Annotated in this window: 20 protein-coding genes; 6 read left to right on the top strand and 14 right to left on the bottom strand. The window is 66.6% G+C overall.

Going from position 1 to position 25,869, the window contains the following annotated elements; genetic code table 11:
- The first annotated feature begins 11 nt into the window (after positions 1-11).
- Positions 12-1,208 (top strand): mandelate racemase/muconate lactonizing enzyme family protein, encoded by a 1,197-nt coding sequence (locus tag SMD10_RS00100; protein ID WP_331683590.1) that lies wholly within the window; start codon positions 12-14, stop codon positions 1,206-1,208.
- Between the two features lie 121 nt (positions 1,209-1,329).
- Here SMD10_RS00100 and SMD10_RS00095 read toward each other — a convergent pair whose 3' ends face one another.
- Positions 1,330-1,545: a hypothetical protein gene (locus tag SMD10_RS00095; RefSeq protein ID WP_331683589.1), complete on the bottom strand. Its 216-nt coding sequence runs from the start codon at positions 1,543-1,545 to the stop codon at positions 1,330-1,332.
- A gap of 38 nt (positions 1,546-1,583) precedes the next feature.
- Here SMD10_RS00095 and SMD10_RS00090 point away from each other — a divergent pair, with 38 nt between their 5' ends.
- Entirely contained in the window at positions 1,584-2,777 is a 1,194-nt protein-coding gene (locus SMD10_RS00090; RefSeq protein ID WP_331683588.1) for a polysaccharide biosynthesis/export family protein, read from the top strand.
- A 62-nt stretch (positions 2,778-2,839) separates the two neighbouring features.
- Here SMD10_RS00090 and tagF read toward each other — a convergent pair whose 3' ends face one another.
- From tagF to tssA, 13 genes are all read right to left on the bottom strand, one after another.
- Positions 2,840-4,315, bottom strand: coding sequence for a type VI secretion system-associated protein TagF (gene tagF / locus SMD10_RS00085; RefSeq protein ID WP_331683587.1), 1,476 nt, complete (start codon positions 4,313-4,315; stop codon positions 2,840-2,842).
- Between the two features lie 58 nt (positions 4,316-4,373).
- On the bottom strand, positions 4,374-7,895 hold the full coding sequence (gene tssM, locus SMD10_RS00080) for a type VI secretion system membrane subunit TssM (protein ID WP_331683586.1): 3,522 nt from the start codon (positions 7,893-7,895) through the stop codon (positions 4,374-4,376).
- Positions 7,892-9,373 (bottom strand): type VI secretion system protein TssL, long form, encoded by a 1,482-nt coding sequence (gene tssL / locus SMD10_RS00075; RefSeq protein ID WP_432757149.1) that lies wholly within the window; start codon positions 9,371-9,373, stop codon positions 7,892-7,894. The genes tssM and tssL overlap by 4 nt, the downstream gene beginning before the upstream one ends.
- A 77-nt stretch (positions 9,374-9,450) precedes the next feature.
- On the bottom strand, positions 9,451-10,791 hold the full coding sequence (tssK, locus tag SMD10_RS00070; RefSeq protein WP_331683584.1) for a type VI secretion system baseplate subunit TssK: 1,341 nt from the start codon (positions 10,789-10,791) through the stop codon (positions 9,451-9,453).
- The gene (locus SMD10_RS00065) at positions 10,788-12,317 is read right to left on the bottom strand and encodes an FHA domain-containing protein (protein ID WP_331683583.1); all 1,530 of its coding nucleotides are present in this window, start codon (positions 12,315-12,317) and stop codon (positions 10,788-10,790) included. Before SMD10_RS00065 ends, tssK begins: the two co-directional genes overlap by 4 nt.
- Positions 12,307-13,314, bottom strand: coding sequence for a type VI secretion system baseplate subunit TssG (tssG, locus tag SMD10_RS00060; RefSeq protein ID WP_331683582.1), 1,008 nt, complete (start codon positions 13,312-13,314; stop codon positions 12,307-12,309). Before tssG ends, SMD10_RS00065 begins: the two co-directional genes overlap by 11 nt.
- A gap of 26 nt (positions 13,315-13,340) precedes the next feature.
- Positions 13,341-15,119 (bottom strand): type VI secretion system baseplate subunit TssF, encoded by a 1,779-nt coding sequence (tssF, locus tag SMD10_RS00055; RefSeq protein ID WP_331683581.1) that lies wholly within the window; start codon positions 15,117-15,119, stop codon positions 13,341-13,343.
- Entirely contained in the window at positions 15,112-15,621 is a 510-nt protein-coding gene (gene tssE / locus SMD10_RS00050) for a type VI secretion system baseplate subunit TssE (RefSeq protein WP_331683580.1), read from the bottom strand. The genes tssF and tssE overlap by 8 nt, the downstream gene beginning before the upstream one ends.
- A complete protein-coding gene (locus SMD10_RS00045; protein WP_331683579.1) occupies positions 15,614-16,444 on the bottom strand; it encodes a type VI secretion system accessory protein TagJ in 831 nt (276 codons plus the stop codon). The genes tssE and SMD10_RS00045 overlap by 8 nt, the downstream gene beginning before the upstream one ends.
- Positions 16,441-17,835 (bottom strand): type VI secretion system contractile sheath large subunit, encoded by a 1,395-nt coding sequence (gene tssC, locus SMD10_RS00040; RefSeq protein WP_331683578.1) that lies wholly within the window; start codon positions 17,833-17,835, stop codon positions 16,441-16,443. The genes SMD10_RS00045 and tssC (SMD10_RS00040) overlap by 4 nt, the downstream gene beginning before the upstream one ends.
- A 58-nt stretch (positions 17,836-17,893) precedes the next feature.
- Entirely contained in the window at positions 17,894-19,372 is a 1,479-nt protein-coding gene (gene tssC / locus SMD10_RS00035) for a type VI secretion system contractile sheath large subunit (protein WP_331683577.1), read from the bottom strand.
- 18 nt (positions 19,373-19,390) lie between these two features.
- Positions 19,391-19,915: a type VI secretion system contractile sheath small subunit gene (tssB, locus tag SMD10_RS00030; RefSeq protein WP_331683576.1), complete on the bottom strand. Its 525-nt coding sequence runs from the start codon at positions 19,913-19,915 to the stop codon at positions 19,391-19,393.
- Between the two features lie 83 nt (positions 19,916-19,998).
- Positions 19,999-21,117 (bottom strand): type VI secretion system protein TssA, encoded by a 1,119-nt coding sequence (gene tssA / locus SMD10_RS00025; protein WP_432757148.1) that lies wholly within the window; start codon positions 21,115-21,117, stop codon positions 19,999-20,001.
- 257 nt (positions 21,118-21,374) lie between these two features.
- On the opposite strand from tssA, the gene tssH reads away from it, so the two are divergent.
- The 4 genes from tssH to SMD10_RS00005 all read left to right on the top strand — a co-directional run.
- The gene (gene tssH / locus SMD10_RS00020) at positions 21,375-24,173 is read left to right on the top strand and encodes a type VI secretion system ATPase TssH (protein ID WP_331683574.1); all 2,799 of its coding nucleotides are present in this window, start codon (positions 21,375-21,377) and stop codon (positions 24,171-24,173) included.
- A 44-nt stretch (positions 24,174-24,217) separates the two neighbouring features.
- Positions 24,218-24,694, top strand: coding sequence for an Hcp family type VI secretion system effector (locus tag SMD10_RS00015; RefSeq protein WP_331683573.1), 477 nt, complete (start codon positions 24,218-24,220; stop codon positions 24,692-24,694).
- Between the two features lie 115 nt (positions 24,695-24,809).
- Positions 24,810-25,400 (top strand): hypothetical protein, encoded by a 591-nt coding sequence (locus tag SMD10_RS00010; RefSeq protein WP_331683572.1) that lies wholly within the window; start codon positions 24,810-24,812, stop codon positions 25,398-25,400.
- A 45-nt stretch (positions 25,401-25,445) separates the two neighbouring features.
- On the top strand, positions 25,446-25,869 hold a 424-nt coding region (locus SMD10_RS00005), incomplete at its 3' end, for a contractile injection system protein, VgrG/Pvc8 family (RefSeq protein ID WP_331683571.1).

The following is a 25,869-nucleotide window of genomic DNA, read 5'->3' as shown; positions in this document are numbered from 1 at the left end:
CGGAGAAAAAGGTGAAGATCACCGATTTGAAATGCGCCGTCATCGGCGAACATCCGGTGGTGCGGATCGCGACGGACGAAGGTATCGACGGCTTCGGCCAGGCCGAATTCTGGAAGCCGTTCCTGAAGCCGCAGATCCTCGGCCTGCGCGAGTTCATCCTCGGCGAGGACCCCACCGACGTCGAGCGGGTGATGCTGCGCATCCGCCAGCGCGGCGCCTTCAAGCCGTTCGGCAGCGCAGTCAGCGTGATCGAGACCGCGCTCTGGGACATTGCCGGCAAGGCGGCGGGCGTGCCGGTCTACAAGCTGTTGGGCGGCAAGGTGCGCGACCGCGTCCGCGTCTACAATGGCGGGGTGCGCTTCCCATTCCGGGGCTACGACCCGGAAGACTATGCCGAGGACATCCGGCGCATGAAGGCCTCGCCCGAGGGCTTCACCATGATCAAGCAACCGATCGGCTTTCACAGCGCCATGAAGTCCCGCGTGCCGGGCTTCCATTACGGGGAAGCGCAACGCGAGGGCTCGCACGGCATGCTGGAGCGCGGCCTGATCACCGAGCGCGGCTTCCGCCACATCGTCGCCTGCGTCGAGGCGATGAAGGAGGCGGCCGGCGACGCGATCGGTCTGGCGCTCGACTGCGGTCCGGGCTGGACCTTCAAGGACGCGCTGAAATTCGCCCGCGCGATGGAGCCGCACGATCTGCTCTGGCTGGAAGACCTGCTGACCGGCGATTATTCGCCCTACGTCCATGCCGAGATGTATCGCGACCTGACGACGGCGACGTCCGCGCCGATCCACACCGGCGAGCAGATCTACCTGCGCCAGAACTTCAAGCCGTTGATCGGGATGCGGGCGGTCGATGTGGTCGGGCCCGATCCCTGCGATGTCGGCGGTATCGCCGAGCTCAAATGGATCGCCGAATATGCCGATCTGCACGGCATCCTGATGGCACCGCACGGCACGGCGAACGGTCTGCTGGGATTGGCGGCGCTGGTCCAGGTCTGCGCCACCTTGCCGGAGAATTTCGTCGCCTTCGAATACCCGATCGCCACGCCGCCCTGGTGGGCCGAAATCGTCGAGGGATTGCCCTCGCCGATCGTCGAAAACGGCTTCGTTTCGGTGCTGGAGCGGCCGGGCATGGGCGTCGATCTCATTCCCGAGGCGGCGAAGCGCTATCTGGGCGACGAGGACGCCGGCTTCTTCGACTAGCGGAGGCGCCTTGCGTGACGGCTATGCACTCGGCGGGAGCTTTCCGATAATGCCGAAAAGGGCGGACGGTCTCGATTCGACACACAGCCTCGGATGGAAGCCGATTCTCGTGATTCTATCGTCACGGGAGGGCCTTGCCGGTGGTTGCGCCGCCGCAAAGGCCGTGATGATCATGCAACACTTGCCCGCTGTCATAGTTCTGATAGATGAGCTGAAATAGAGAAAAAAGGTGATATAATTCAATAATTTGTACGATTTTCAGTGAGCTTTTAATTGCCGTTTCGCGCTTCTGCGACCGTTCGATGCGGAGAATAGCGTTGTCTTCACCAGGAGCCATCGCTATGCCTCTCTTAGGGTTGCTGAGGGGGCGATCGAATGAACCGCAGTGCCGTCGCTTTGATTGTCTTGCTGTCGCTGGCGGGATGCGCATCTTCTTATGTCCCATCCGGCGGACCGAAGGCCGGGGCAATTCGCAACACGACGCTTGCGCCGTCCGGCCATCCGGTTCCGGTGGTCGATCTTTCCGTCGCCTCCTACTACATGGTGCCGCTGCCGCCCGAGATGGACGCGAGCGCTGAGGAACGCCGGCACGCGCCGCGGGGCGACCTCTCGCGACTTGGCCGGGCCGGCTACAACGCGACGCGCCTGCGCCCGGGCGACGTCATCGAAGTGACCATCTTCGACACCGGCGAAGAAGGCCTGTTTGCCTCGACGGCGAGCCGATCGCTGGCCCTTGGCCGCTTCACCGTCGACCCCTCCGGATTCGTGACGCTGCCCTTCGTCGGTCGCCAGCGGGTGGTCGATTCCTCGCCCGCCGCTTTGCAGGACCAGATCGTCAACGGCCTGCGTGGATCGGCGGTCAATCCTCAAGCCGTGGTCAACGTCGTCGACAAGCCCGGAGCGGTCGTCACGGTCGATGGCGCGGTGCGCTCACCGGGTCGCTTTCCCATTTCGGGGGGCGTAGCCGTGCTCGACGCCATCGCTCTGGCCGGCGGTGCGCAATCCAAGCCGGAGGAAACCACGGTCACGGTCGAACGGGCCGGACGCCGCGCGTCGGCAGCGCTGGACCAGGTGCTCGCGTCGACCTCGCAGAACATTTCGCTCGCGCCCGGAGATCGTATCTTCCTCGGCGCACCGGGCGAGGAGGAAGCCGGGGAGAAGGCGTCCTATACCACCTACGGCGCGTTCAAGAGCGCCGGAGAGTTCTCTTTCGAGCCCGGCGAGTTGACACTCGACAAGGCGATCGGCCGCGCCGGCGGACTGCGCGACGACCAGGCCGATCCTCTTAACGTCTATCTCTTCCGCACCCAGAAGGTGCCCGCCGTCGCCACGGCGGCGAGTGCCGGCAAGAGCCCGGGAGAACCGGTGCCGGTCGCGCTGCAGCCGATCATCGTCAGGGTGAACATGAAGGATCCGGCGAGTTTCATCCAGATGCAGAGCTTCAAGATGCTCGACGGCGACATCCTCTATGCCACCAATGCCAAATCGGTGGACTGGGCGAAATATCTGAATGTCCTCAAGCAGCCGCCCCAGTTACCGGCCGCACCCGCGCCGGGCGGTTCTTCCTGAAGGCTGCAGGCACTGACCAGCGGCGGCGCCGAGAGTCAAACAGCCGACGGCGGCGTTCGCCCTTAGGCCGGCTCGGCGTCGACCACCAGCGCCGTTACGTTGTCCGGCACCTGGGCGATGAGAGCGTCCTGCACCAGGAGTTCCACCGCGCGCTCACGATCCTGGTTGATCAGGATCTCGGCGATGGACCGTTCCGGCAACGCCCGCACCAGAGGAGCGGAACAGAGCAGAAAGCGGTCGTGCGGGCGCAGATCGTCGCCGAACGCATCCAGGAGAACCGAAGTTTCCGGGCCGCCGACCGAACGCGACAGGCGCCGCCGCATGCCGACCGCCACATGATCGCGCGTCAGGCCGCGCATCATGCCGTCCCTCAAGAGATAGCAGCGCGCATCGCCGGCCCAGAGAACCGTGAACTGGTTCGCGGTCTGGGCGAGCAGGACCACGCTCGCGCCGCCGGACGGGGCGTCGGGCGCTGCCGCGATGCCGTCGCGCGATTGCGCCGCCCGGATCAGCGTGTGCACCCGCCCGAACTTGCCTTTGATGTCCGCGACGAGTTGTTCGAGCACTTCATGCGGCGCGATCTCGTCCACGGCGGCCGCGACCGCCTGCGCGGCCCGTAGCGCGGCGCGATCGCCGCCAATGCCGTCGACCACGGCCATGATCGTCGGGCGGCCGCGCTGCACGGCGACATCGGCATGAAGAGACGAGCGCAGTCCCGGATGCTCACCGAGCGCCGACACCAATCGAAGCGGAGGACCGGTCGCCTCGGTCGCGGCAGGGTATGTCGGCGCGGATCCTGAACCGCCCGTTGTCGGCTGCCCGAAGCCCTCGTCCGGTTGGCCTGTGCTGGTCGAGGCGCCGTTGCCGGAGGGTGCTGGCGCGCCGTTCTGCAATGGCCGATGCCGTTCCGGTGTAGACCGGTTTGGCGTGTGGCCGGAGGACAGAAGGTCGAGGAACGCGCCTGGTGCCGGCAGTCCCTGGGTGGTGAAGCCGGTCGGCCAGCCACGCGGACCGCGTTCGGTCCACCATGCCGATACCGCGGCGGACGGACGTGACCCACGGCCGGCGGCGCGCGGCGGGCGCAGGCGGCGCAGCTTGTCGCGGAAGACGATGAGATCGAAATCCGGCCACAACGCCGTTTCGGCCATTGCCTCCAAGGCGGTGAACCACGTGCCGTCGTCGGCGACACGCTGAGGATCGATGGCGGCGTCGAGCCGGGCCGCGGCGACGAGCGGAAAGCAGCGGCCGATACGATCTTGGCTCGGCAGCAGCACACCGGCCATGCCATGCGGCCCGCAAAGCCCGGCGGCCAACGTGAAGCGCCAGGGCGGCGCGGCGAGAAAGCTGTCCCGCCAGGCCTCGCCGAGCGCTTGGCGGCTGGCTGCCATGCCTTGCCGCAGCCAGTCGTCGAACGCGCCGAGAAAACGCGGGTCGAGGTCGGCGGAAACGAAGTCGCCATGCGTCGGCACCTTGCCGAAGAATCCCGGATGACCGGCTTCCACCTGGTCTTCCGCCTTGCGGGCGCGACGGCCGATCATCCTCCGCCTCCCGCCGGCGAGTGGCCGGCGAACCAGCAGCGCGTATGTACCCGATCCTCTAGAACTGCGACGGACATTGGAACTCGCTCAGAGCCGGCAGCTCGAAAGGATTGAGGACGGAGCCGAACTGCACGTCGAAAACGGCCTGGCGTCCGCCATCGTCGAAACGCGCGCGCATCAAGTCGTCGCGACGCGAAACGATCGTCGCTTCGTCGAAGATGCGGAAGGGTGACCAGTCGCCGTTGCGTGTCATCGCCTGGCTGATATCGCCCGGCTGGAAGGCGATGCGCGACTGGTTGTCGGTCTCGCTCGACGGCCAGCGGATCGTCTTGCCGACCTTTGGGCCGTGATAATAGACGACCCGCTCGTCCTCGATCTCCAAGAGGACCGCATTGGCATTTTCCGACAACGACACCGGCTCGACGTTGATCGCCACCGACGGTTCGTCGCTGTTCGGCGGAAAGAAGGCGCGGCGGATCTCGTCGGCGCGTTCGAATTCGGCGATCGCCTGCGCTTCGAGGCCGTCGGTGCCGAAGGTCCCGCGCCATGTCCAAGGGCTCGCGGTGGTATCGACGAAGGGAGCGAGCCGCTCCTCGAAGAACGTCGCGAAAAGCCCTTGTGGCCCGAACAGGCGAGTGAAGTCGGCGAGCGAGACATCGTCCGGCGAATCGCGCGTGAACGGATAGCGGTTGGTGACGGCGGCAGAGCACAGATCCGCTCCGCCGCTCGCCCACGCCTCGCGCGCGCTCGTGCGGGCGGTCTTCACCGCCAGCGCGCTGACATCGGCGGAGAGCCCCGCCATCCACGTGGCGACCGGCTCGGGCAGGCGGCGAGCGGTCTGCAGCAGGTCCTGGTTCGCCTTGGTGAGTTCGCCGTCCGCGTTGAAGACCTCGGCCACGGCCGCCGTGGAGGTCGAGGCGCGGGAGAGCTGCTGATAGATCGTATCGAGGAGCGGCTGGAGCGCAGCGATCTGCGACGGACCGGCGCCGTCGGCATCGGGCAAAGCCGCGTCACCCTCCTGCCCGGTCTGGTCCGGCCCCGCCAACGCCTCGCGCAACGGACCATAGGGATCGGGCGCATTGGCGAGGGCCAGCGGCGAGGTGGCACCCGCGGCTGCGACCGCTCCGGCCGCATCGGCAACCTCGACGGCATCGCCATCTGCCGCGACGGGCCGAAGGTCGGTGGCCTTGGCAACGGCTTGGGCGAGGGACTCGACCGGGCTCGGATCGCTCGCCAAAAGCCGCGCCGTCTCGGTCTCTTCCGCCAAGGTCTGTCCGGGACGCACTCTCATGTCGCTGAGAAGTCCCGACCAGCGCTGCCGAAACGTGTCGAAGTAGATGTCGAGCGCCGCACTCGAGACCGCATCGATGGTCGTCGGCTGCACCGCGGAAGAGGAGCCGCGGACCCAGGTTTCCTTCAGGGCCTCGCTGGCGGCATCGCCGATGAGCGGCAGGACGGCCATGCGGTAGCCGTCGCCGGTATAGAGCCCGTCGATACCCTCGCGCAGACCCGCGTCGGACGCCCGTTCGAAGGCGCGTTCGCCGACGGGGCCCAAGGCATCGGCCGGCACGAAGGGACTGAGCGATCGCGCCACGGGATCGGCCGCGAGAATGTCGAAGGCGCGCTGGGCATAGCTGCGATCGGCGATCTTGGCGCGCACCTCGGCGATCAACTGGGTATCCAGGGTGAGCGGCGGCAGAGTTCCCGCCACCATGGCCCGCGTATGGGCGACCAGCGCATCGCGTACGGCGGCGCGCCCCTCCTCGGGATAGAGCTCGGCAAACAGCCGTTCCGACTGCGAGGCGACATAGTCGGGATCGAGGTCGCCGAGGCCGCCCAGCATCCCGTAGAGCTTCAACGCATCGAACAGGGCGTTGGGATCCTCGCTGTCGCGCATCGTGGTCTGGAGCTGCACCAGCAGCCGCGGCAACAGGAGCGCGTTGAGCGCGCGCTGGTAGGCGGCGCGTTGACGGCTTTCGATCTTCGGCCGCTGGTCGAGCCCGAAGCTGGCCGGCCACACGCGGGCCTCCTCGAAGCCGTCGTCGACGGCGGACAGGCTGTTGAGGGCGGGCAGAACGCGCAGGAAGTCGGCATCGTCGACATCCTGGATCGGGATGCCCTTGACCGCGTCCTGATAGGCGTCGATCCGCTCCTCGGCCTGGGCCAGTGCCGCGGTGTTGCGAAAATAGGTGAGGGTCCAGCTCGTGAGCACGAACGCCAGGAGGACGGCGGCCGCGCCATAGGCGATCCGGCGCACCATGCGCTGGCGCGACGACAGCCGCCGATCGCGATTGACGAGCGCCGCCTCGCCGAAGACGACGTCCTTGAACAATCGGGTGAGAAAGTAGCTGCGGCGCATTCGCGGGATCGGCTGGGCGGACAGGGCGCGCTCGCTCTCCGTCATCTGGGTTCCGGACGCGAGATAGACGCCGCGCACCAGCGGCGCCTCCACCAGCTTCGAGCCCGAGCAGAGCTCGACCAGGATCTCGTGCACCGTATCCTTGAGTGCGGACAGCTCGGCGGGAAAACGGAAGATGCGGCCGCGCACCGCGACGTCCGGCTCCTGCTGCAGGCGCTCGATGAGCATCGAGCCGATGCGCTCCTGTAGGAGAGAGAATTCCTCGAGAAAGCGCTCGGGCAGGTCCTTGGCCTTGTCGCAGTCGGCCAGGTCGAAGGTCATGCCCCAGACCTGCTCGCGGTCGGACCGGTTGAACCCGTCGAAGAACTCGATGAAGCCGGTCAGCAGGTCGGCCTTGGTCAGAACCAGATAGGCCGGAATGCGGGCCTTCAGCACCTCGTCCATCTCGTTGAGGCGCTTGCGGATGGCACGCACCTCCTCCAGCCGCGCATCGGGGTTGCGGCCGACGAGATCGGCGATCGACAGGGTGATCAATACCCCGTTGACCGGCTGCGAGCGGCGATATTTCCGCAGGAGATTGAGGAAGCCGTCCCAACCGGCCTTGGCCGCGCCGGAAAGATCGTCCTGGGTGGTGTAGCGCCCGGCGGTGTCGACCAGGATCGCCTCCTCGCAGAACCACCAATTGCAGCTTCGCGTACCCGCCATGCCGCGGGCCCCTTCGCCTTCCGCCATGCCGAGCGGGAAGGTCAGGCCGGAATGGGTGATGGCGGTCGTCTTGCCGGACCCCGGCGCGCCGAAGAGCACATACCAGGGCAGTTCGTAGATATAGCCCAGGCGCTTGCGCGTCACCCGGCGCAACAGGGCCAGAGCCTGCCGCAATTGGCTGCGGATTTCCTCGACCTCGGCCGACCGCTCGCCCTCGGCCAGCGCCTCGGCATCCTGTTCGATGCCTTCGACCAGGTCCTTGTCGCGCTTGCGCGACCGGAAGAAGGAAACGATCAGGTAGATCAGCCAGAGGGCAACGACGACGCCGATCGCGATGAGGCGGTTGCGGACGCTCGCCAGCGGCTGGAAATCGCCGAACTTGAGGAGATAGCCGTAGAACCAGATGACGAAACCGATCGCCACCACCCAGATGAGCGACAGGAACCGGCGGCCGATGAAGCCGGAATAGGCGTCGACGTACGATCGGATCGTATAGAAGTAGCTGAGCGGGTTCATTGGGTCTCGCCTCCGCCTTCAAGGGCGGGCGGAGCTGACGCGTCCGGTTGATCGAGGGGAGCGGCTTGCGGTTCTTGATCCGGCGCGGGCGTGCCCGACGCCGTCTGGTTGAGCCGGGCTGCGGCATCGGTGAGGACGAGAATCTCGGTGCGTCGGTTCATTTCCCGACCCTCGGGCGTATCGTTGCTGGCGAGCGGATCGCTGTCGGCCCGCCCTTCCGTGGTGATCGCGTCCGGTCCCGTATAGAGGGTCAGAATGTCGCCGACGGCTTTCGCGCGGGCCTCCGACAAATCCCAGTTCGACGGAAACTGGACCGTCCGGATCGGCACGTTGTCGGTGTAGCCGACGACGACCGCCTTGAAGCCCTCGGACGACAGCGCGCCGCCGATGCGTTGAAGAAGGCCGCGGAAGTCCGGGTTCACTTCGGCGCTGCCGGTCTCGAACAGGCCGGAATTGGCGATGCGAACCCGCAGGCGGCCGTTGGCGTCCGAGAGCGTCACGAGGCCGGCATCGACCTCCGGCTGGAGAAAGGCCAGCAGATTGTCGAGATGGCTGGGCTCTTTCGGGGCCTCGGGCTGTTCGACCACGGCGGGAGGAGCCTCGGGCTCTTCGCCTGCCGCTGCTTCCTCCTGCGGCTCCTCGGGTTCGGCCGGATAGGCAACGGCAGCGAGGCTCGGCGCTTCGTTCGGCGGCAGATCCGCCAGCCGGCGCGCCGTCGCATCGGAGTCCTGGTTCAGCCAGAGCGTGAACAGGAGATAGCCGAGCCCCAGCGCCAGCACGAGACAGGCCAGCAGCGTCCACAGAACCGTGGCGGTGCGCAGCGGCTTGTGGCGCGCCACGACGCCCCGCCAATGCGGCGAGAGCTCGCGCTCGAAGACGCCGTACTGGCCGAGCAGGGTGCGGTAGAGGCTTTCGCGGATACGCTCCAGCTCCAGCGTGCCGCGCGGCGACACCCGCGTGCGCCCTTCGAAGGCGAGCGACAGGCAGAGATAGATGAGGAGAAGCAGATCCTTGTTGGCGCCCGGGCTCTGATGGAAATAGTCGAGCAGGTCGAAGACCCGGTCGCCGCCGGTGACGTCCATGTGAAAGGTGGAAACGAGGCCGGACCGGGCCCAGCCCATCCGTTCGCTCCAGGGCTTGGACAGGATCACGTCGTCGATCGTGGCGCAGACGACGTAGTGGGCCGCGCGTGTTCTCTCCGGGCTGATGCGGGCGCTGGCCAGATCGCGCTCGTAGCGCCGCACGGCATCGACGACGGCCGGACGCATCTCCTCCATATTGGGCGCGTTCGTGCGCTGGCGCAGCTCGTGGGCCAGATTGAGGAGCGGCGCGGCGGACGCGACGAGGACGGGCACCTCTTCGCCGCCGAAACGGAAATCGCGCATGATGGCGGCGGCCGACCAGCCCGTCGCCGCCAGACGCGGCTCGGACTGTGCCCCCGCCTCTTGGCCAGGCGCCAAAACGTCGTCGAAACCCATATCGTTCGGTGCAGCGGCGCCGTTCGGCTCACCGCCGGCGTTCGAAGCATTCGGATCGCGCGGGGAGGGAAGGTCGCTCATTCTCGCAGCGCCCACAGTTCCATTTCAAGGTTGGGGAAGTCGCCCGCCAGATGCAGCGCGATGGCGGCCGAGGTGTCGAGCTGGCGCCAGAGTGGCGATCCGGTGTCGAGCTCGAAATAGACGCGGCCGGAGCGGTAGGGGAGCTGTCGGGGCAGTACCGGCAGCGGACGCACGGGGATGCCCGGCAGGGCCACGTTGACGAGCTCGACGATGCGCTCGACCGGCCCGACCTTGATCTGCGCCGGCAGCTTGCGGCGGATCTCCTCGCCCGGCATGTCGGCGCCGACCACCAGGACGAAGCCTGCACTGGCCAGAAGCGAGCGATCCGGGATCGTTCCCACGCGGACGCCATGGCGACGTTCGACCAGATCGATGGCGACGGCGGTCTGCTCGAGGACGGCCGAAAGGGACGTGCGCAGATCGTCGAAGACGGCGGCGAAGGTCGTCTTCAGGTCGTCGTGCCGATAGGGCGGGAACTCGGCGGCGCGCTTGTCCTCGGTGGTGAAGGTGGCGAGTTCGCCGGCCAACCCGATGCAGAATTCATAGAAGGCGAGCGGATGCAGCCGCGTCGCGTTCGCCGCGATGTGGGCCAGCATCGGATCGGCGCGGTTGAGAATCTGCAGGAGGAAGAAGTCGCCGACTTCGGCCGTGCCGCGGATCGTCGGGTCGCCGATGCGGTCGGCAATCGCCTCGGCGCGGTGGCGCACGATGCCGAGAAGCTCGCGGATCAGCTCGCCGAGACGCGGCTCGGCCCCGCAGTTGAGGCTCGGCGCCAGATAGTCGGGATCGAGGATGACGGCCCGGTCGGAGCGAACCTCGACGACCCGCGCTAGTCCGATGAGATCGTAGCCGGCCAGCTCGTCACCGGTTTTCAGGAAACGCAGATTCAGCCGGGAGACATCGATCGGCGCGATGAAGTCCGTGTCGAGATTGGCGTCGGATGCCTCGAAGTTGGAAGCGGCGAGCCTGGCGCCGGACTGCGCCTCGCCGGCTTCCATGACGGAATAGGCGCGGCCGGGGCGCCGGCCAGGCAGCGCCAGATAGACGATTTCGTTCTTCGCCGTCTCCTCGAGCGCGATCGGTGGAGGCAGATCGGTATCGCCTGGTGCCTCGAAAGGCGTACCGTCGGGCAGGATTCCCCGGATGCCGGACAGGGAGAATTGGCCGACGGCAAGCGCGCCGTGGTCGATCGCGATCTCGGAGACGCCCCAGGGATAGGCCACGGTCTCCTGGACCGAGGTGCGCACGAGGCGCTCCGTCCAGCGGTCCGCCTGCTGGAAGTGTTGCACGCGAAGGAACATGCCCTCGCTCCACGCGACGCGGTTTTCGTCCTTCATCGTCTTCGCTTCAACCCACCTTCAACGCCACTCGCTGCATCGATGCCCTCGTCGACCGCGACGAGAGACTGCAGAAATTCCTGAACCGAAAGATCGCGGCCGTCGTGCCGGAACTGCGCGCGATAGGCTCGCCAATAGTCGCGGCGCGGCCACGGCAGGACCGTGCCCGTGCCGGCATCCACGCGGGCTTCGAGCGCGCGGGGTTCGAGCCTCGGTCCGAGCTCGCGCAGGAGACGATCCAGCGTCTCGCGCAACGCAGTCTGGCGCCGTGTCAGCGCCGCGAGGCGGGCACCGATGTCGGCCTGCGGCGGAAACGATCCGATCCCGGCGTCCATATCCTCCATGCCGAACAGGCGGCAGACCTCGTCGAGCGAATCCTCGCAGTCGCGCAGCAGGGCGGACAGATGCGGACCGGCGCCGCCGCCGCCAAAGTCTCCTGAAGGACGGGACGGTTCGGCGGGTCGCCGCTCGTCTCGCGGCCGCACGGGGCGATCGGGTCGTTCGGCCTGGGCTGATCCGGTTCTACGCGGCGGCCCCAGAATATCGGCAATGGCCTGTTCCGTGGTGTCGCCGGGAGCGGGGCTTTCGTCCACGACCAAAGGCGATCCACTCGGCTCGCGGTCGGGTTCGGTCGCGGCGGGCTCGTCTTCGTTCGATAGTGCGCGCGGGTCGATGTCTTGGTCCGGTATCGATGGCGACCGGCTCTCCTCAGGACTCGAAGCAGGCGTGTCTCTCGGTTCGGCAAGCTTCGACACGAAATTCGCATCAGCCTCGGGCTGGGAGGGCGCCAGCGCGTCGAAAGCATCGTCGGGAATATCGGGGATGGGGTCGGGGGCGCGTGCGCGGCGGCGCGCCCCCATGCGGGGCACCGCCGTGCTCAGAGCGGGCCGATGCTCGATATTGCTGGCGTAGTCGCCGCCCGTATCGACATTCCAGTCGTTGGGCAAGAGCGGTTGCATGGAGCCCGTCTCCGGCGGTCCGCTCCAGCCGATCTCGACCTCGCGGGAGGACGGCGCGGCGAAGTCGTCCCGCCGCGTGGACGAACCTTGGCGTTCGTGGGTCGGCAATCTGTCCTCGTCCCAGGACGCCGTGCCCCCAAGTCCGCTGCCTCGCTGGCGTCCCGGCGCCACGTCGGCCAGGATCGAGGAGATGGTCGGCGCTTCGTCGCTGAGACGCAGATCGGCATCGGGATCGTCGAGATCGGGCTCGGCTTCTCCGTAGAGCACGACCTCGAAGGCGAGCGCACCGAACGCGATGACGGAGCCCGAGCCCAGGCGCGTCGTCTCGCCCTGGCGCAGCAGCGTGTCGTCGACGCGGATGCCGTGGGCGCTGCGATCCTCGACGACGAAGGACTCGCGCTCACGGCTGATGATGCAGTGAAAATCGGAAAGGGTTCCGTCCTGGTCCTCGATCACCCAATCGCAGTCCGGACTGCCGCCGAGGCTCCGGCGCCCGCGATCGAACGTCCAGGGCCGGCGCGGTGCCCGGGCGGCCAGTCCCGCCGTCTGCCGTAGCTCAAGCCGCATGGGAGGCTCCTTTCTGACCGGCTTCCGCCGTGTAGAAAGCCTCGTCGCTGTCGCGCTCCGCCGGAGCCACGCGCGCCCAGCTGTTCCAGCCGAGCCGCGGCTGGGCGGTGCCCGCACCGCCCAATTGGCAGAACGGAACCTGCTCCTTCTTGAGGATCACCTGGACGTCGAAACTCAGACCGATCCCGACGAACAGCCGCGTCAGCGCGACCAGTTCGGCCGCGGGCGCTCCGCCGGGGGCAAAGGCGCAGTAGTCGCGATAGTCCAGCGGCCCGAGGACGATCCGAAAGCCGCTGGACCGGTCCTTCACCGCCGCGCCGGCCATCGTGTTGACGCCGAGCCGGGCATTCGGACCGAGGCTGGTACGGTCATGCTCGGCGACCGTCAGCCAACGCGGACGAAACTGCTCGACCTTGACCGGCACTCCGGTGAACTCGGCGAGCATCGCCCTCAGATTCGAGGCATTGCGGGTGCGCTGCGCGAAGAAGCCGGCGAATCGAAGGATCACGTCGGTCTCGACACCGCTGGTTTCCTTGAGCCGGCGCGTGCCGAAGCCGGTCAGCGAGAACAGGGCCGTCAGAAAGGCGTTGCCCGCGTCACGCCCGCTCCAGCGCAGCCGCCGCGCGAGCCGGTACTTCTCCGCCGACGCAAAGAACAGCTCCGCCAGCCGGGCGCCGAAGACATCGAAGAAGGCCAGCAGCGCATGCGAGCGGTTGCGCTCTTCGCGCATCACCGCTTCATCGTAGGATGGCGGCAAGACGCCGAGCGGCCCGACCAGACCAGAAACCGGCGTGGTCGCGACAATCGTGCCACTGCGGCCTTCTTCCAGCGCTACGGCAACCGGGGCCGGAGCCACGCCGAAGGGCGAGGTGACGCGAACGCCCTCGTCTTCGACCGCCAGGCGGAAGGCCGTCGAGGGTTCGAAAAGGCCCGGCTCCTCGATCAGGCGCCGGCGCAGGCGCGACAGATCGTCCACCGGCTCCGTTCGGGCCGGCATTACGATGCTATCGTCGCGCAGCGCACTCACAGGAGCGGCCTTTCGGCGGCGCGAGCCGGGAACCGGGCGACCGGGCGCGACTGGCCGCGCAGGTGAACGGTAAGCCGGCTATAGCTGTTGATCGCCGTATAGAGACCGAAGAAACGATCGAGCACCGCGCCGAACAGATAGGCCGACGGCCGGTCGATGATCGCGGGATCGAAGGTCAGCTCGATCTCGGTGCCCGGAACCATGCCGCCGCCGGCAATCCGCGCCGTCGCGCTCCTCACCTCGATCCCGGAGATCGCGTCCACGATCTGGCGGGTCTCCGGCGTGTCGCGGAAGGCATAGAGCTTCAGGACGTCCTTCAACGCGCCGCCGCCGCGATCGGCCAGAGACAGATGATTCAGAAGCAGATGCGATGCGAGCCGCCAGTTGCGGCCGTTGGTATCGGCGAGGCGAACGGACGGTGTCGGCGGCAACAGCGCCTCCACCGCGCCGATCCCGTCGGTGCTGTCCACCATCTCGAGCCGCGGATGGCCGCCACCGAACGGCAGGTGCTCGGGCAGGTCGCGGTTGAGGCAGAGCGTCTCGACACTCGCCACCGCGTCGAGAGGACCGGTCGTCCGCCGCGCTTCGTCGACGAAGGCGATATCGACGTCGCTGGTGCGGTCCTCCTCGTCGAACCGGCGGGCGATCTGCCAGAAGACGGGCGGACCGGAGGCGCGCATACGCCCGAAGAAGGGCTGGCATCGATGGCTGGCGCCGCTCCGCTCGTTGATCGTCACGCTGTCGATGGAATGGATCTCGCGCGTCTTCTGACGGCGCGAGTCCGGTAGCAGGCGATACTCGGTGCGGGTTCCGTCCACGGTAATCGGCTCGCAGTTCTGGCGAAACAGATTGACGACGGGACAGGCGTTGAGAACGAAGTCACGGGCCGAGACGGACTGTTCCAGCGCACTGTCGGCCTGGTCGAGATAGATGAAGACCTCGACGGCTTCTCCGCTCCACGCGTCGAGGCCGAGAACGTCGAGGAACAGAAACTTCTGCGGCAGCGCGAAAAACTCGGTGAGAAGCCGGTATCCGATGAAACTCGAAGCGGGATAGGGCAGCATCGCTTCGTCCTCGGCAAAGCCGATCGGTCTGAGCTTCGACGCCGGCAGAAGCACCGGCTCGGTGTCGCCCGAGTGCCGCGCCAGGGCGATGCCCAGCGTATGGTTCATCAACAGCTCGGCAAGCGCGCTCGCCTGGCGCCAGGGCGCGGCCAGGAACAGCCGGAGCCGGTCGAGGCCGAGACCGGCGATGCCGCCTTGGCCACTGCGGGCGCGCAGCGACAGGCGAAGACAGGAGGCGGCGCCGCGGTGCGGGCTTGCCGGTGCATCCAGCGGCTGGCCCGCGAGCGTCGCGGCCGTCAGCGTGATCGGAGCCACAGGAACGTCCTGCGTGGTGCGGAATCGGCAGCTCTCCCCGCCCACCGGCTCGGCACGGATCTCGGAATGGCGCGGGATCAGGCGCACATTCGCAAGATTGGCGTCCGGCTCGAAATGCACCACGGACATGGACGGAATCGGCGCCAGATAGTGCGGGTAAAGCGTTTCGAGCAGACCGTCGGTGAGTTCGGGAAACTCGTCGTCGAGCTTCTGGCGCACGCGGGCCGCCGAATAGGCGAAGCTCTGCACCAGCCGCTCCACATGGGGATCGTCAGCCACCTCGCCTGTCAATCGCAGACGTCCGGCCACCTTCGGAAAGGCGGCGGCAAAGCGGGAGGCCCGCTGGCGAAGCGCGTCCAGTTCCTCGTTGTAGCGTGCGAAGAAACCGTCAGTCACCGGGCGCCTCGAGCTCGATGCGGTTGGTGGAAGGGTCGACCATCGATTCGAGCCGGATCGGCGGCATCGCCTCGTTCACCCGGAAGCTTGCCTGAATGCGCATACGCAAGGCGCGATCGCTGTCGTTGCGGCTCTTGAGGACGGTCACCTGGACGCTGGTGAGCCGGGTCTCGAACAGTTCGATGCGCCGTTCGATCGCCCGCGCGAAACGCGTCTTGGCGGCCGGCGAGCCCAGGCTGGCGCCGACGAACCCTTCGATGCCGAAGGCGGTGAGCGCACTGTCGAGATGCGGCCGGTCGGACGGTGGCGAGACCGGCGGCTGACGCGTGTTGAGCAGCGCTTCCAGGTCGCGGCGGATCGCTTCGCGCAGGCGGCGCAACTCGTCCACCGGGCGTAGCGGCGGGTCCTCGACGCGGTCGGGTTCGGCATCGAGCAGACGGTCGAGCAGAGGCTGCGAGACGCTGCTGCGACCGGGCATGAAACGGTCGAGAGGATCAGCCACGGCGTGCCTCCGCCGCGCTGTTGCCGACCGTGGCCGAGGCGAGGGTTTCGAGTTCGTGCGCAGCCATCAGGGCGTCGCCCGAAAGGAAGCAGCGCTGACCGCGTCCGGCGGTGATCCCGCTCGGGCATTCGTCCCATACCGTCTCGCGCCCGAGCCGCAGCGCGGGCTCGTCGCCGGTGCCATGATAGATCATCGGCAGGAGAACCGGTCCGACGCTGCCGTCCGTGAGGCCGAGTTCGGCCGGCCGGAAGGCGAGATCGCGCGGCCGAGTCATCGGCGCGATGGTGAGCGTCTGGATGCGCTCGAAGTCGATCCACAGATAGGCGCCACCGGAACTGAGCGCTTCCAGAGCGTGAGGAATGCGGTCGTCGCAGTCGCGAAAGTCCTCGACCAAGGCGCCGTTCACCGTCATCGGCCGGACGCCGCGCGCCGCCTCCAGAGCCTCCAGCGCGGCGAATGCGGCCTTCGCGTTCGCGTCGCGATGGGCGATCGATAGCTTCAGCGCGAGCTGATCACGCTCGCTCGGGCCGCCCGGAAAATCCGGCACGGCGCCGGTTTCGAAAAAGGCGTCGCGCGCCGCCATGGCGCGCAGCTCGGCCCTGAGGCGGGCCAGACCGACCGCCTCCTCGGGATCGAGCGACGTCGCCACGGCACATTGCTTGTCGGCGCGCTCATAAGCACCGGCGAGCACGAGAAGATCGATGAAGAGGCCGCGCGCCGTGCGGTCCTGCGGGGCTTCGCGCACTGCGGCGCCGGCATGCTCGATCGCTGCCGCGAGAGCATTTTCGTCAAGATAGTCCGCGATCGCGCCGGCAATCGTCATGCGAAGATCCTTTCCTGGGAAGCCGCCTCGCTGGGTTGAGGCCGACCGGCCTCGGTCTCCGCGACGAGGTGGAAGCTCGTCGTGACGTCATCGAGCTGGAAATGCGGTTGCAGGCGCACGGTACACATGTAGCTGCCCGGCTTTCCGGGGATGTCGCCGACCTCGATGCCGGCCGAACGCAGAGGAAAGCGCGTGCGCAGTTCGCTACTGGCGTCGTCGTTGCCGAGCGTATAGCCCGCCAGCCAGTCCGCCAGCCGGCGCTGGATGGTCGCGGCGTCGGAAAGGCGTCCGATCTCGTCGCGCAGGATCACCTTGAGATAATGCGAGAAGCGCGACGCGCAGAGCACGTATTGCAGCATCGCGGCCAGCCGTGCGTTCTGCCTGGCGCTCTCGCTGGAATGGTGCGGCGGCGCGTGCAGCGACTGGTTGGAATTGAACACGACGCCGGACGACAGGTAGGTCGTCTCGATCGGCACGATGCCGAGATCGGACAATTGCTGCGCCTGCCGGATGGTCAGGCGGGCCTCGACCGGCGGCTGGGCGGACAGGCCCCCGCTTTCCGTTCCGAAGTCGTAGGGCGAAAGGTCGTTCGCTCCGAGCATCCCGCCGTCGACCCGGTCCTGGCTGACACCGCGCAGGTCGGCGAACCAGCCGGTCTCGATGAAGGTTCGGATCACGACCACCGCAAAAGCGAAGGCGCCATTGCCCCAGAGAAGCGTCGAGGCGTCGGCGGCGATCGTCTCGCGAAACGGAAACCCGTCGTCGCGGCGCCGGTCGTAGGCGCGATGCGGCGGACGCAGAAGGACGCGCGGCGCCACCAGCCCCAGAAAGCGCGCGTCGTCGTGGGATCGCAACGCGGTCCACCGGATCATCGAAGGATCGCCCTGCGCCTGCGCCAGATTCTGCACGCGGTTGAGGTCGCGAAAGCTGCCGAGGCCCGCGGTTCGCGCCGAGGCTCCGGCCACGACCGGGCAGAATGCGGCGGCGGCGACGGTGGCAACGGCGGTCAGCATCCCCACCGTGTCGCCTTCGCCGTTTTCGCCATCCGGAGAGACCATGTAGTCCGCGACCAGAAGGCCGAACGGCTCGCCGCCCGGCGTACCGAATTCCCGGCTGTAGACGAGTTCGAACAGGTGGCTCTGATCGAACTCGCCCGCTCGTTCCAGACTGCGTTCCAACTCGCGGCGGCTGGCCGAGATGATGCGGACCTTGACCTCCTCGCTGCGCGCCGCCGTGCGCACGACCAGCGCCAGGCCGCGCCAGCGCGCTTCCATCTCCATCACCCGCGGGTGATGGAGAATGGCGTTCACCTGGCGTTCGAGCGCAGCATCGATGCGCGCGATCAGCCGGGCGACCTCGCTTCGCCATTCAGAGACGCAGGTCCTGTCCATGCCGCTCTCCCTGCGCTGGGCCGTGCCGCCCTGGGGCGCTCGGCGCCGAGCGAAACCCCTAGCTCTTCGAGGGAATGCGCGCGACCATGCGCAGCGACGTCGTCAGCTCTTCGAGCTGCAGCCACGGTCGAAGATGGGCGATGGCGTTGTAAGAGCCCGGCCGCCCCGGCACCTCGCGAACCTCCACGCGCGCTTCGCGCAACGGATAGCTCGCGCGAGACTCCTCGCCGGCGTCCTCGTTGGCGTTGACGTAGTTGGAGATCCACCGATTGAGCCAGTTCTCGACGTCGTCGGCTTCCATGAAGGAGCCGATCTTGTCGCGCCCCATCACCTTCAGATAATGGGCAAAACGTGACGTCGCCATCATGTAGGGAAGCCGTGCCGAGATCGCCGCGTTGGCCGTGGCGCTGGGCAGGTCGTAGATCTTCGGCTTGTGGGCCGTCTGGGCTCCGAAGAAGACCGCGTAATCGGTGTTCTTGTAGTGCGAGAGCGGCAGGAAACCGAGCTTGCCGAGTTCCGCCTCGCGACGGTCGGTAATCCCGACTTCGGTCGGGCATTTCAGGTCCATGTCGCCGTCGTCGCTGGCGAAGACGTGGGTCGGCAGGTTTTCCACCTTGCCGCCGTTTTCGGCGCCGCGGATCGCCGTGCACCAGCCGCTTCTGGCAAAGGCGTCGGTCAGCTTCGTGCCCATGACGTAAGACGCGTTCATCCAGCAATAGTGCTCGTGCGGCAGTTCGGCGCCCTTCGAACCATCGGTCTCGTCGAAGGCGAATTCGTCGATGCGCACCGTCTCCGGGCTATAGGGCATGCGCGCGAGGACCCGCGGCATGGCGAGCGCCACGAAGCGGGAATCGTCGCTTTCGCGGAACGAGCGCCATTTGGTGTATTCGACGGTCTCGAAGATCTTTTCGAGGTCGCGCGGCCGAGCCAGGTCGCGAAAGTCGTTGAAGCCCATCATCTGCGGGCTGGCACCCGCGATGAACGGCGCGAAAGAGGCCGCCGAGATCGCCGAAATGCCCTGCAGGAGCTGCACGTCCTCGAAGGAATTGTCGAATTCGTAGTCGCCGACGAGAGCGCCCATCGGCTCGCCGCCGGGGGTACCGAACTCGTCCTCGTAGATCGACTTGAACAGGAGCGACTGGTCGAATTCCACCGCCTTGTCGAGATCGCGCGTCAGATCCCGCTTGGTCGCGTTGAGAACCCGGATCTTGAGATTGGCGCTCGTCTCCGAATTCTTCACCAGATAGTGCAGGCCACGCCAGGTGCCTTCGAGTTTGGTGAACTCCGGCGTATGCATGATGGCCGCGAGCTGGCGCGAAATGACGCGGTCGATCTCGGCGATCGCCTTGTTCAGTGTGACCGTGAGATTGCGGTCGTAGACGACCGTTCCCTTGAGCGCCTGATCCGTCAGGGTGCGCAAGAGGTTCTCGGCGCGGTCGGGCGTTGTCTGCCGGGTGGCGGAGACGACCTTGGCGAGAAGATTTTCATCCTCGACAACGACCTCGGCCTTCGGCTCCAGTTGCGTTTCCTGGCTCATGTCAGGTCTCCTTCGCCGCTATTCCGGCTTGCTGGCCGCCTCGGCCTGGCGGCGGGCCGAAAGCTCGCCGACAAGCTTGTCGAGGTCACCCTTGTTCTGCAGAACGTCCTCCAGAAGCCGTTCCAGGTCTTCGGAGCGATCGGCCTTGCTCATCAGGTCGCGCAATTCGTTGCGGGCATCGAGCAGCGCCTTCAGCGCGGGCACTTGATTGACCACCGCACCGGGCTCGAAATCGCTGAGGCTGTCGAAGCGCAGCGACACCTGCATGTCGGTGCCGTCGTCTGCCAGCGTATTCTCGACGGCCAGGTTGAGGCCGGGCGTCATGCGGCGCATCACCTCGTCGAAATTGTCGCGGTCGATCTGCACGAACTTGCGTTCGCCGAACGGTTTCAAAGGCTCGGTCGGGTCGCCGGAGAAGTCCCCGAGCACGCCCACCACGAAGGGCAGTTCCTTGACCACCATCGCGCCTTCGGTCTCCACCTCGTACTTGATGTGGACCCTCGGCTTGCGGACCCTCTCCAGCTTCTGGTGAACGCTTTCCATTGGTTCGCTCCTTCAAACGATTGATCGAAGCCGGCGCTTCCGGCCGGGTTCGACGGACGGCCACGCCGTTCTGTCCGCCATGGTCACGATGCCGCCTCGCTGCTTTCGGCCTCGCCTTTCGGCGGCTGGATGCCGGCGGCCGTCAGCACCTGCTTGCGGGTCGCCGGATCGGGCAGCAGTTCGCCGAGCAAATCGGCGAAATCCATCCGACCGCGGCGCACCAGCGTTTCGATCGAAGCCGCGATCGGCGAATGCGGCTCGCTCCGGCGAAAATACCGCGCGATCAACAGAAGCGCTTCGAAGGCATCGTCGCGCGAGCCGATGACGAGTGATCCGATCTTGGGCGACGACATCTCGACCGCGCCCCCGGTGTGGTCTGCGCCGTTGCCCGGCTTCGGCGACGGCGTTCCTTCCACCGGTTGGGGCGCTGCGGCCAACTTGGCGGTGTCGGCCGGCGCGGCCCCCCCTTCCTCGAGATGGGCGAGCACGCGAATGGCGGCGGCCGACTCAGCCAGGACCGTGCGGGTGTTGGAACTCGGTGGCGCATCGGCGCCGCATCGCTCGTCGATCACCGCCACCAGACGATCGAACGCCGCCAGGCATTCCATCGCCTCCTGATGCCGGCCAGCCATCGCGTCGGTTCCGGCTTCGATCACCGCTTCGTCCAGCGCCTCTTTCCGATCCGAATTGTCGCCCCGCTGCGCCAGCTGATAGTCCCACAGGCTGTGTTCGCCGTAGCGCGCGCCCGGAACCAGCGGGGTGAGGCGGACGGGCTGAATGAGGGTGCCTTCGCCACCGATGCCATTCAGGCCGGCCAGCGGCGCCACTTTGTCCTCCAGTTCGCCGTCACCGACCGAGTGCAGGTCGTCCCAATGGCCGGCGGTGAGCGCTTCCATCGCCGCGAAAACGTCGCGCAACCCGGCAAAGCCTTCCAGCCGCAACTGGGCTTCTGCGAGCCAGGCGAGGATTTCAAGGTCCTTGGCGTGGTGCAGCAGAATGTCGGTCGCGAGATCGTAGACCTCGCGCCATTTCGCCGAGAGGCGGATCGGCTCGCCGGGCGCGATCGAACGCTCCTCGCTGCGAGCGGCATTCCGGCTGTCCTTGATCCGGTAGTAGAGCTCCCGCGTCTCTGGCGCGCTGCGCGGATTCCCACCGCAGGGCAACTCGTGCCCGAATGCGGCTGTGACGGTGGGGACATCCAAATGCAAAGTGCAACCTCGGATTACGGCATCGGTCGATCAAGACGTCGTGAAAGGGCGATCTTTCCCGACGGGCGGGCTTTTTTCGACAAAATTTTGTATCGTCAAAAACCCCGGTCCGCTTGTTTTATCGCTGAGATCGCTGGGGTAAAGATAAGTTCGCCAAAAAAAATATCTTGGAAATTTTCGATCTTGCCACATTCTTGAAATAGGCGGGCGCCAAAAGTGGTGCCCCGACTGGCAGGCGAGCGATTTTTTCCATGTCGCGGATCAGTATCGATAAACTTATAGAGAAACTAGACTCGGTTTCCCGAACAAGTCTGGAAAGCGCTGCTGCCATTGCTGCGCGTTCATCTAACGTAACGGTAGATATTGCCCATTGGCTCGCCGCGCTCCTTGAAAATAAGGAAGTTACTGAGCTTTTGGAGCGCTGTCGCGTGTCAGTTGAATCGGCCCGCCGGGAGCTGGCCGCTGCTCTGGACGATCTGCCGCGCGGCGAAGGCGGGTCGCTGACGCTCTCTCCCAATCTCATCCTGTGGGCGCGGGAAGCGTTCACGCTGGCCAATTTGCAACATGGCCGGTCTCGCATATCGCCGGGCGATCTGTTTGCGGCTCTTTTGGACGAGCCGACATTGCGCGCGATCCTGCGGGGAGCGGCGCCGTCCCTCAGATCGCTGTCGAGCGAGGCGTTGGAGGCCGAGCTTTCGCAGGCGCGAGAGGAGGGCGACGGGCCGAGCGCGCTACCGTCGCCCGTCGTCGGGGCCGGCAAGAGTGGCGACGATTTTCTCGCCCTCTACACCCAGGATCTGACGGCGGCAGCTCGCGCAGGACAGATCGACCCGGTGATCGGACGCGAGCGCGAACTGCGGCAAGTGGTCGACGTCCTCATGCGGCGGCGCCAGAACAATCCGATCCTGGTCGGCGAGGCGGGCGTCGGCAAGACGGCCATCGCCGAGGCTCTGGCGCTGGAGATCGTCGCCGGCGCCCTGCCGGAGCGCCTGGCCGACGTACGTCTCCTGTCTCTCGACCTCGGTCTGCTGCAGGCCGGCGCAGGCATCAAGGGCGAGTTCGAGCGGCGTCTACGTGGCGTGATCGACGCCGTGAAGGCCAGCGCCGAGCCGATCATCCTGTTCATCGACGAAGCGCATATGCTGATGGGAGCCGGCGCTCAGCCGGGCCAGGGTGATGCGGCCAACCTCCTGAAGCCGGCATTGGCGCGCGGCGAGCTGCGCACGCTCGCGGCGACCACCTTCTCCGAATATAAGCGCTACATCGAAAAGGATGCCGCCCTTACCCGCCGCTTCCAGGCGGTGAAGGTGGACGAACCCGACGAGGCGCGTGCCGTTGCGATGCTGCGCGGGATCGCCGACCGGTTCGAGGATCATCACGGGGTAGTCATCCGCCACAGCGCGCTGGCGGCAGCCGTCTCGCTGTCGGCGCGCTACATTCCCGACCGCCAATTGCCGGACAAGGCGATCAGCCTTGTCGACACGGCGGCAGCGAGCGTTGCGCTCAGCCGGCACGGCCTGCCGGATCCGATCCGCGCCGCGCAGGCGGAGAAAGAGCGCCTCGATGCCGAACATCGGTGGCTGTCGCGCGAACCCGCCAGCATCGAAGCGAGCGAACGGCTCGCGGCCATCCTTGCCCGGCAGGGCGAGCTCGAGGAGACGATCGCCGAGATCGATCGGCGCTATGAGGCTCAGCGTCAACTGGCCGACGACGCCGATCGTTTGGAAGCGCTTCTGGCTCAGCCCGAGCAAAACACGGCGGGCCCGCGCCTGGACGGACATCGGCCTTCCGACGCCTTGATGAACGGCGATGCGGATGCGGCGTCACACGGCGAACAGGATCGCGGCGCGCTTCAGGCCGCGCTTGCCGATGCCGAGCGGCGGCTCAAGGAGGAGGCCGGTTCCGATCCGCTGGTCCCGCGCGTCGTCGATGGCGATACCGTCGCCGCGGTCGTAGCCCGCTGGACCGGTATTCCGGTCGGCAAGCTGTTGGTCGACGAGATCGCCACGGTCCGTTCCCTGGACGAGCGCCTGAAGGAGCGCATCATCGGCCAGAACGACGCGCTGGAGCGCATCGCGGCCTCGATGCGCTCCGCGCGTGCCGGATTGTCCGATCCGCGGCGGCCGCCCGCAGTCTTTCTCCTGGTCGGCCTGTCGGGCACCGGCAAGACCGAGACGGCGCTGGCGCTGGCCGATCTCCTTTACGGCGGTCCGCAGCACATGACGACGATCAACATGTCGGAGTTCAAGGAGGAGCATAAGGTCTCGATGCTGCTCGGCTCGCCGCCCGGCTATGTTGGCTACGGCGAAGGCGGCGTGCTGACGGAGGCCGTGCGCCGGCGTCCCTACGGGGTCCTCCTGCTGGATGAGATCGACAAGGCCCACCCCGGGGTTCAGGACATCTTCTTCCAGGTCTTCGACAAGGGCATGCTGCGCGACGGCGAAGGCCGCGACGTCGATTTCAAGCACACCACCATCCTGATGACGGCCAACAGCGGCGCCGAGCTCTTGGCGCAACTCGCCGAGGATCCGGACACGATGCCGAGCGGCGACGCGCTCGAAACCCTCATCACCGAGGAATTGAAGAAGCACTTCAAGCCGGCGTTTCTCGGGCGCACCACCATTTTGCCTTACAGGCCGCTGGATCAGGCGGCGCTTTCCAAGATCGTGGCGCTGCAGCTCGACAGGATCCGCGAACGCGTGGACGGGCGCTATGGAGCCGAACTCGTGCTGAGCGATGCGGCTCGCGATCGGCTGGTTTCGGCCGCGCGCGCCAGCGAAATGGGAGCGCGCGTGATCGAGGCGATGATCGGCCGGGATCTGCTGCCCCGGATTTCGAGCCTCTTTCTGCAATCGATGCTCGAAGGTCGCCGGGTTCGCCGCGTGACCGTCGGATACGAAGAGAATTCAGGATTCGGCGTCGAGGCGACGTATGCCGAGCCAGAGGAGGAATTCGTCGGTTCGAAGGACGAACCGACGGATCGCGTGATGACCGACGCCGCTTTGGGCGGACCGGACGCCGCGAAACGCCGTCAGGCCTCCGCGCCCTGACAGGTTTCATCGTGCCAACGAGGACAACAGGAGAGTACGACGTCATGCCCATCTATCTCCAGATCGACGGTATCCAGGGCGATGCCACCCATGAGCAGCACCGCAAGTGGATGGACATCGAAGCCATTCACTGGAACGTGTCGCGCAACATGAATACGGCCGCCGGTTCCGCTGCGAACCGTGAGGCCTCCGAGCCGACGGTATCGGAAGTCGTTCTGACCAAGGTGAGCGACTCGTCCGCCACCAAGCTGTTCCAGGAGGCCTGCTCGGGCTCCACCGGCAAGCGGGCGACGATCCACATGGTGACCACCGGCAATCCCGGCAACACCTACATCGAATACACGCTGACCAACACGCTCCTCGCCAGCTATTCGATCGATTCGTCCGGCGACCGTCCGGTGGAGACCCTGAAGCTGAACTTCACCAAGATGGAAGTGAAGTACACGCCGTACGACGAGAATCAGACGCCGCTGTCGCCGATGATCGCGTCCTACGACCTCGCAACGACGAAGGCGGCCTAGCGCCAGCCGAGACCCATCGGCCGGCCGCCGGCATGCGCCCGGTGGCCGGCGCCGTCTGCCCGCGGGCGGAGCGCCCGCGGACACTGTCCCGTTCTTCGCAGGGAGGCCATTCGCCATGGCGCTTGATGATATCCAGAAGGTGTCGGCGACCGCGCAGCACCTCATCGTCGAATACACCTCGACAGAAAGCCTGGCCAACATGGTCGGGCCCAGCGTCAAAACCCGCGGCATCACCGTCGCCAAGACGCAGCATCTGCAGATCATGCGCTACGTCTACACGCTGGTCGAAGCCGAGGACGTCTATTTCGAAGGCCGCCGGCTCGACCACATGCCGGGCATTCGCGAATTCGTCACCGAATGGCTGAAGCCCGGCGAGCAGATTACCAGTCGCCCGAACGGCAACTATTCGGTGCTGCACGCCTACACGGGCAAGAAGAATGTCGTCGTGGCTATTGCCATGCAAAAGAAGCTCGTCGACATCGCCACGCCTTTCATCGACCTGATCGGCGACGATCCGGCGCCCGAGAAGGTGCTCTACGGCAACCCCATGGTGCCGTTCGTCCAGCGCGGCGAGCTGCCGCCGATCGCCGCCGCCTACTACAACACGCACTCGCGCCGCTTCGAGGTGATCGAGAGCCCCAGGAGGGCGCGCCTGCTGCCGGATTTTCTGCGCCGCTTCGGTAACAAAGAGGCCTTGGTCGGCTGATCGGCCGGCTCGGCCGGCCGACCAGACATGGAATTGGAGAGCGCGATGGACGATCTGACGGACGGGATCGAGAGCGGATCGGCTGCCGACTTCATCCAGGCGGGGCGTGTTCTGAAGGTGATCTCGCCGTTGGGCGAGGACGTGCTTCTGCCGGAGCGCGCGACGATCGTCGAAGGCGTCAACGAGCTGTTCTCCATCGAGCTGGTGGTCAGGGCCAAGCGCGAGGCGGTGGAGCCGGCCGAACTGATCGGGCGGCGGATCGACGTGCTGGTGGAGATCCAGCAGGGCGCCGGCGAGGAGGGCGGCGGCTTCGGCGGTGGCGGCGGCGAGGATTCCAAGCTGCGCCGGCCGTTCAACGCGCTGGTCACCGATCTCGACGAGGGGCCGATGGTCACCCGCGGCGTGCGCTCGTACACGCTGACACTGCGGCCCGAGATGTGGCTGTTGTCGCGGCGCTCCGACTGTCGCA

The organism is Consotaella aegiceratis, from assembly GCF_036541425.1.
Taxonomy (GTDB): Bacteria; Pseudomonadota; Alphaproteobacteria; order Rhizobiales; family Rhizobiaceae; genus Consotaella; species Consotaella aegiceratis.
The sequence above is the reverse complement of the archived record's forward strand: the minus strand, read 5'-3'. Positions and strand labels throughout refer to the sequence as shown.

Excerpts from the sequence above, each read along its gene's own strand:
- tssC (WP_331683578.1), bottom strand. The coding sequence starts at position 17,835 with ATGGACAGGACCTGCGTCTCTGAATGGCGAAGCGAGGTCGCCCGGCTG.
- SMD10_RS00090 (WP_331683588.1), top strand. The coding sequence starts at position 1,584 with ATGAACCGCAGTGCCGTCGCTTTGATTGTCTTGCTGTCGCTGGCGGGA.
- tssC (WP_331683577.1), bottom strand. The coding sequence starts at position 19,372 with ATGAGCCAGGAAACGCAACTGGAGCCGAAGGCCGAGGTCGTTGTCGAG.
- tssL (WP_432757149.1), bottom strand. The coding sequence starts at position 9,373 with ATGGGTTTCGACGACGTTTTGGCGCCTGGCCAAGAGGCGGGGGCACAG.
- tagF (WP_331683587.1), bottom strand. The coding sequence starts at position 4,315 with ATGATCGGCCGTCGCGCCCGCAAGGCGGAAGACCAGGTGGAAGCCGGT.
- SMD10_RS00010 (WP_331683572.1), top strand. The coding sequence starts at position 24,810 with ATGGCGCTTGATGATATCCAGAAGGTGTCGGCGACCGCGCAGCACCTC.
- SMD10_RS00045 (WP_331683579.1), bottom strand. The coding sequence starts at position 16,444 with ATGACGATTGCCGGCGCGATCGCGGACTATCTTGACGAAAATGCTCTC.
- SMD10_RS00065 (WP_331683583.1), bottom strand. The coding sequence starts at position 12,317 with ATGCGGCTTGAGCTACGGCAGACGGCGGGACTGGCCGCCCGGGCACCG.
- tssB (WP_331683576.1), bottom strand. The coding sequence starts at position 19,915 with ATGGAAAGCGTTCACCAGAAGCTGGAGAGGGTCCGCAAGCCGAGGGTC.
- tssM (WP_331683586.1), bottom strand. The coding sequence starts at position 7,895 with ATGAACCCGCTCAGCTACTTCTATACGATCCGATCGTACGTCGACGCC.
- SMD10_RS00015 (WP_331683573.1), top strand. The coding sequence starts at position 24,218 with ATGCCCATCTATCTCCAGATCGACGGTATCCAGGGCGATGCCACCCAT.
- tssH (WP_331683574.1), top strand. The coding sequence starts at position 21,375 with ATGTCGCGGATCAGTATCGATAAACTTATAGAGAAACTAGACTCGGTT.
- tssK (WP_331683584.1), bottom strand. The coding sequence starts at position 10,791 with ATGAAGGACGAAAACCGCGTCGCGTGGAGCGAGGGCATGTTCCTTCGC.
- SMD10_RS00095 (WP_331683589.1), bottom strand. The coding sequence starts at position 1,545 with ATGGCTCCTGGTGAAGACAACGCTATTCTCCGCATCGAACGGTCGCAG.
- tssG (WP_331683582.1), bottom strand. The coding sequence starts at position 13,314 with ATGCCGGCCCGAACGGAGCCGGTGGACGATCTGTCGCGCCTGCGCCGG.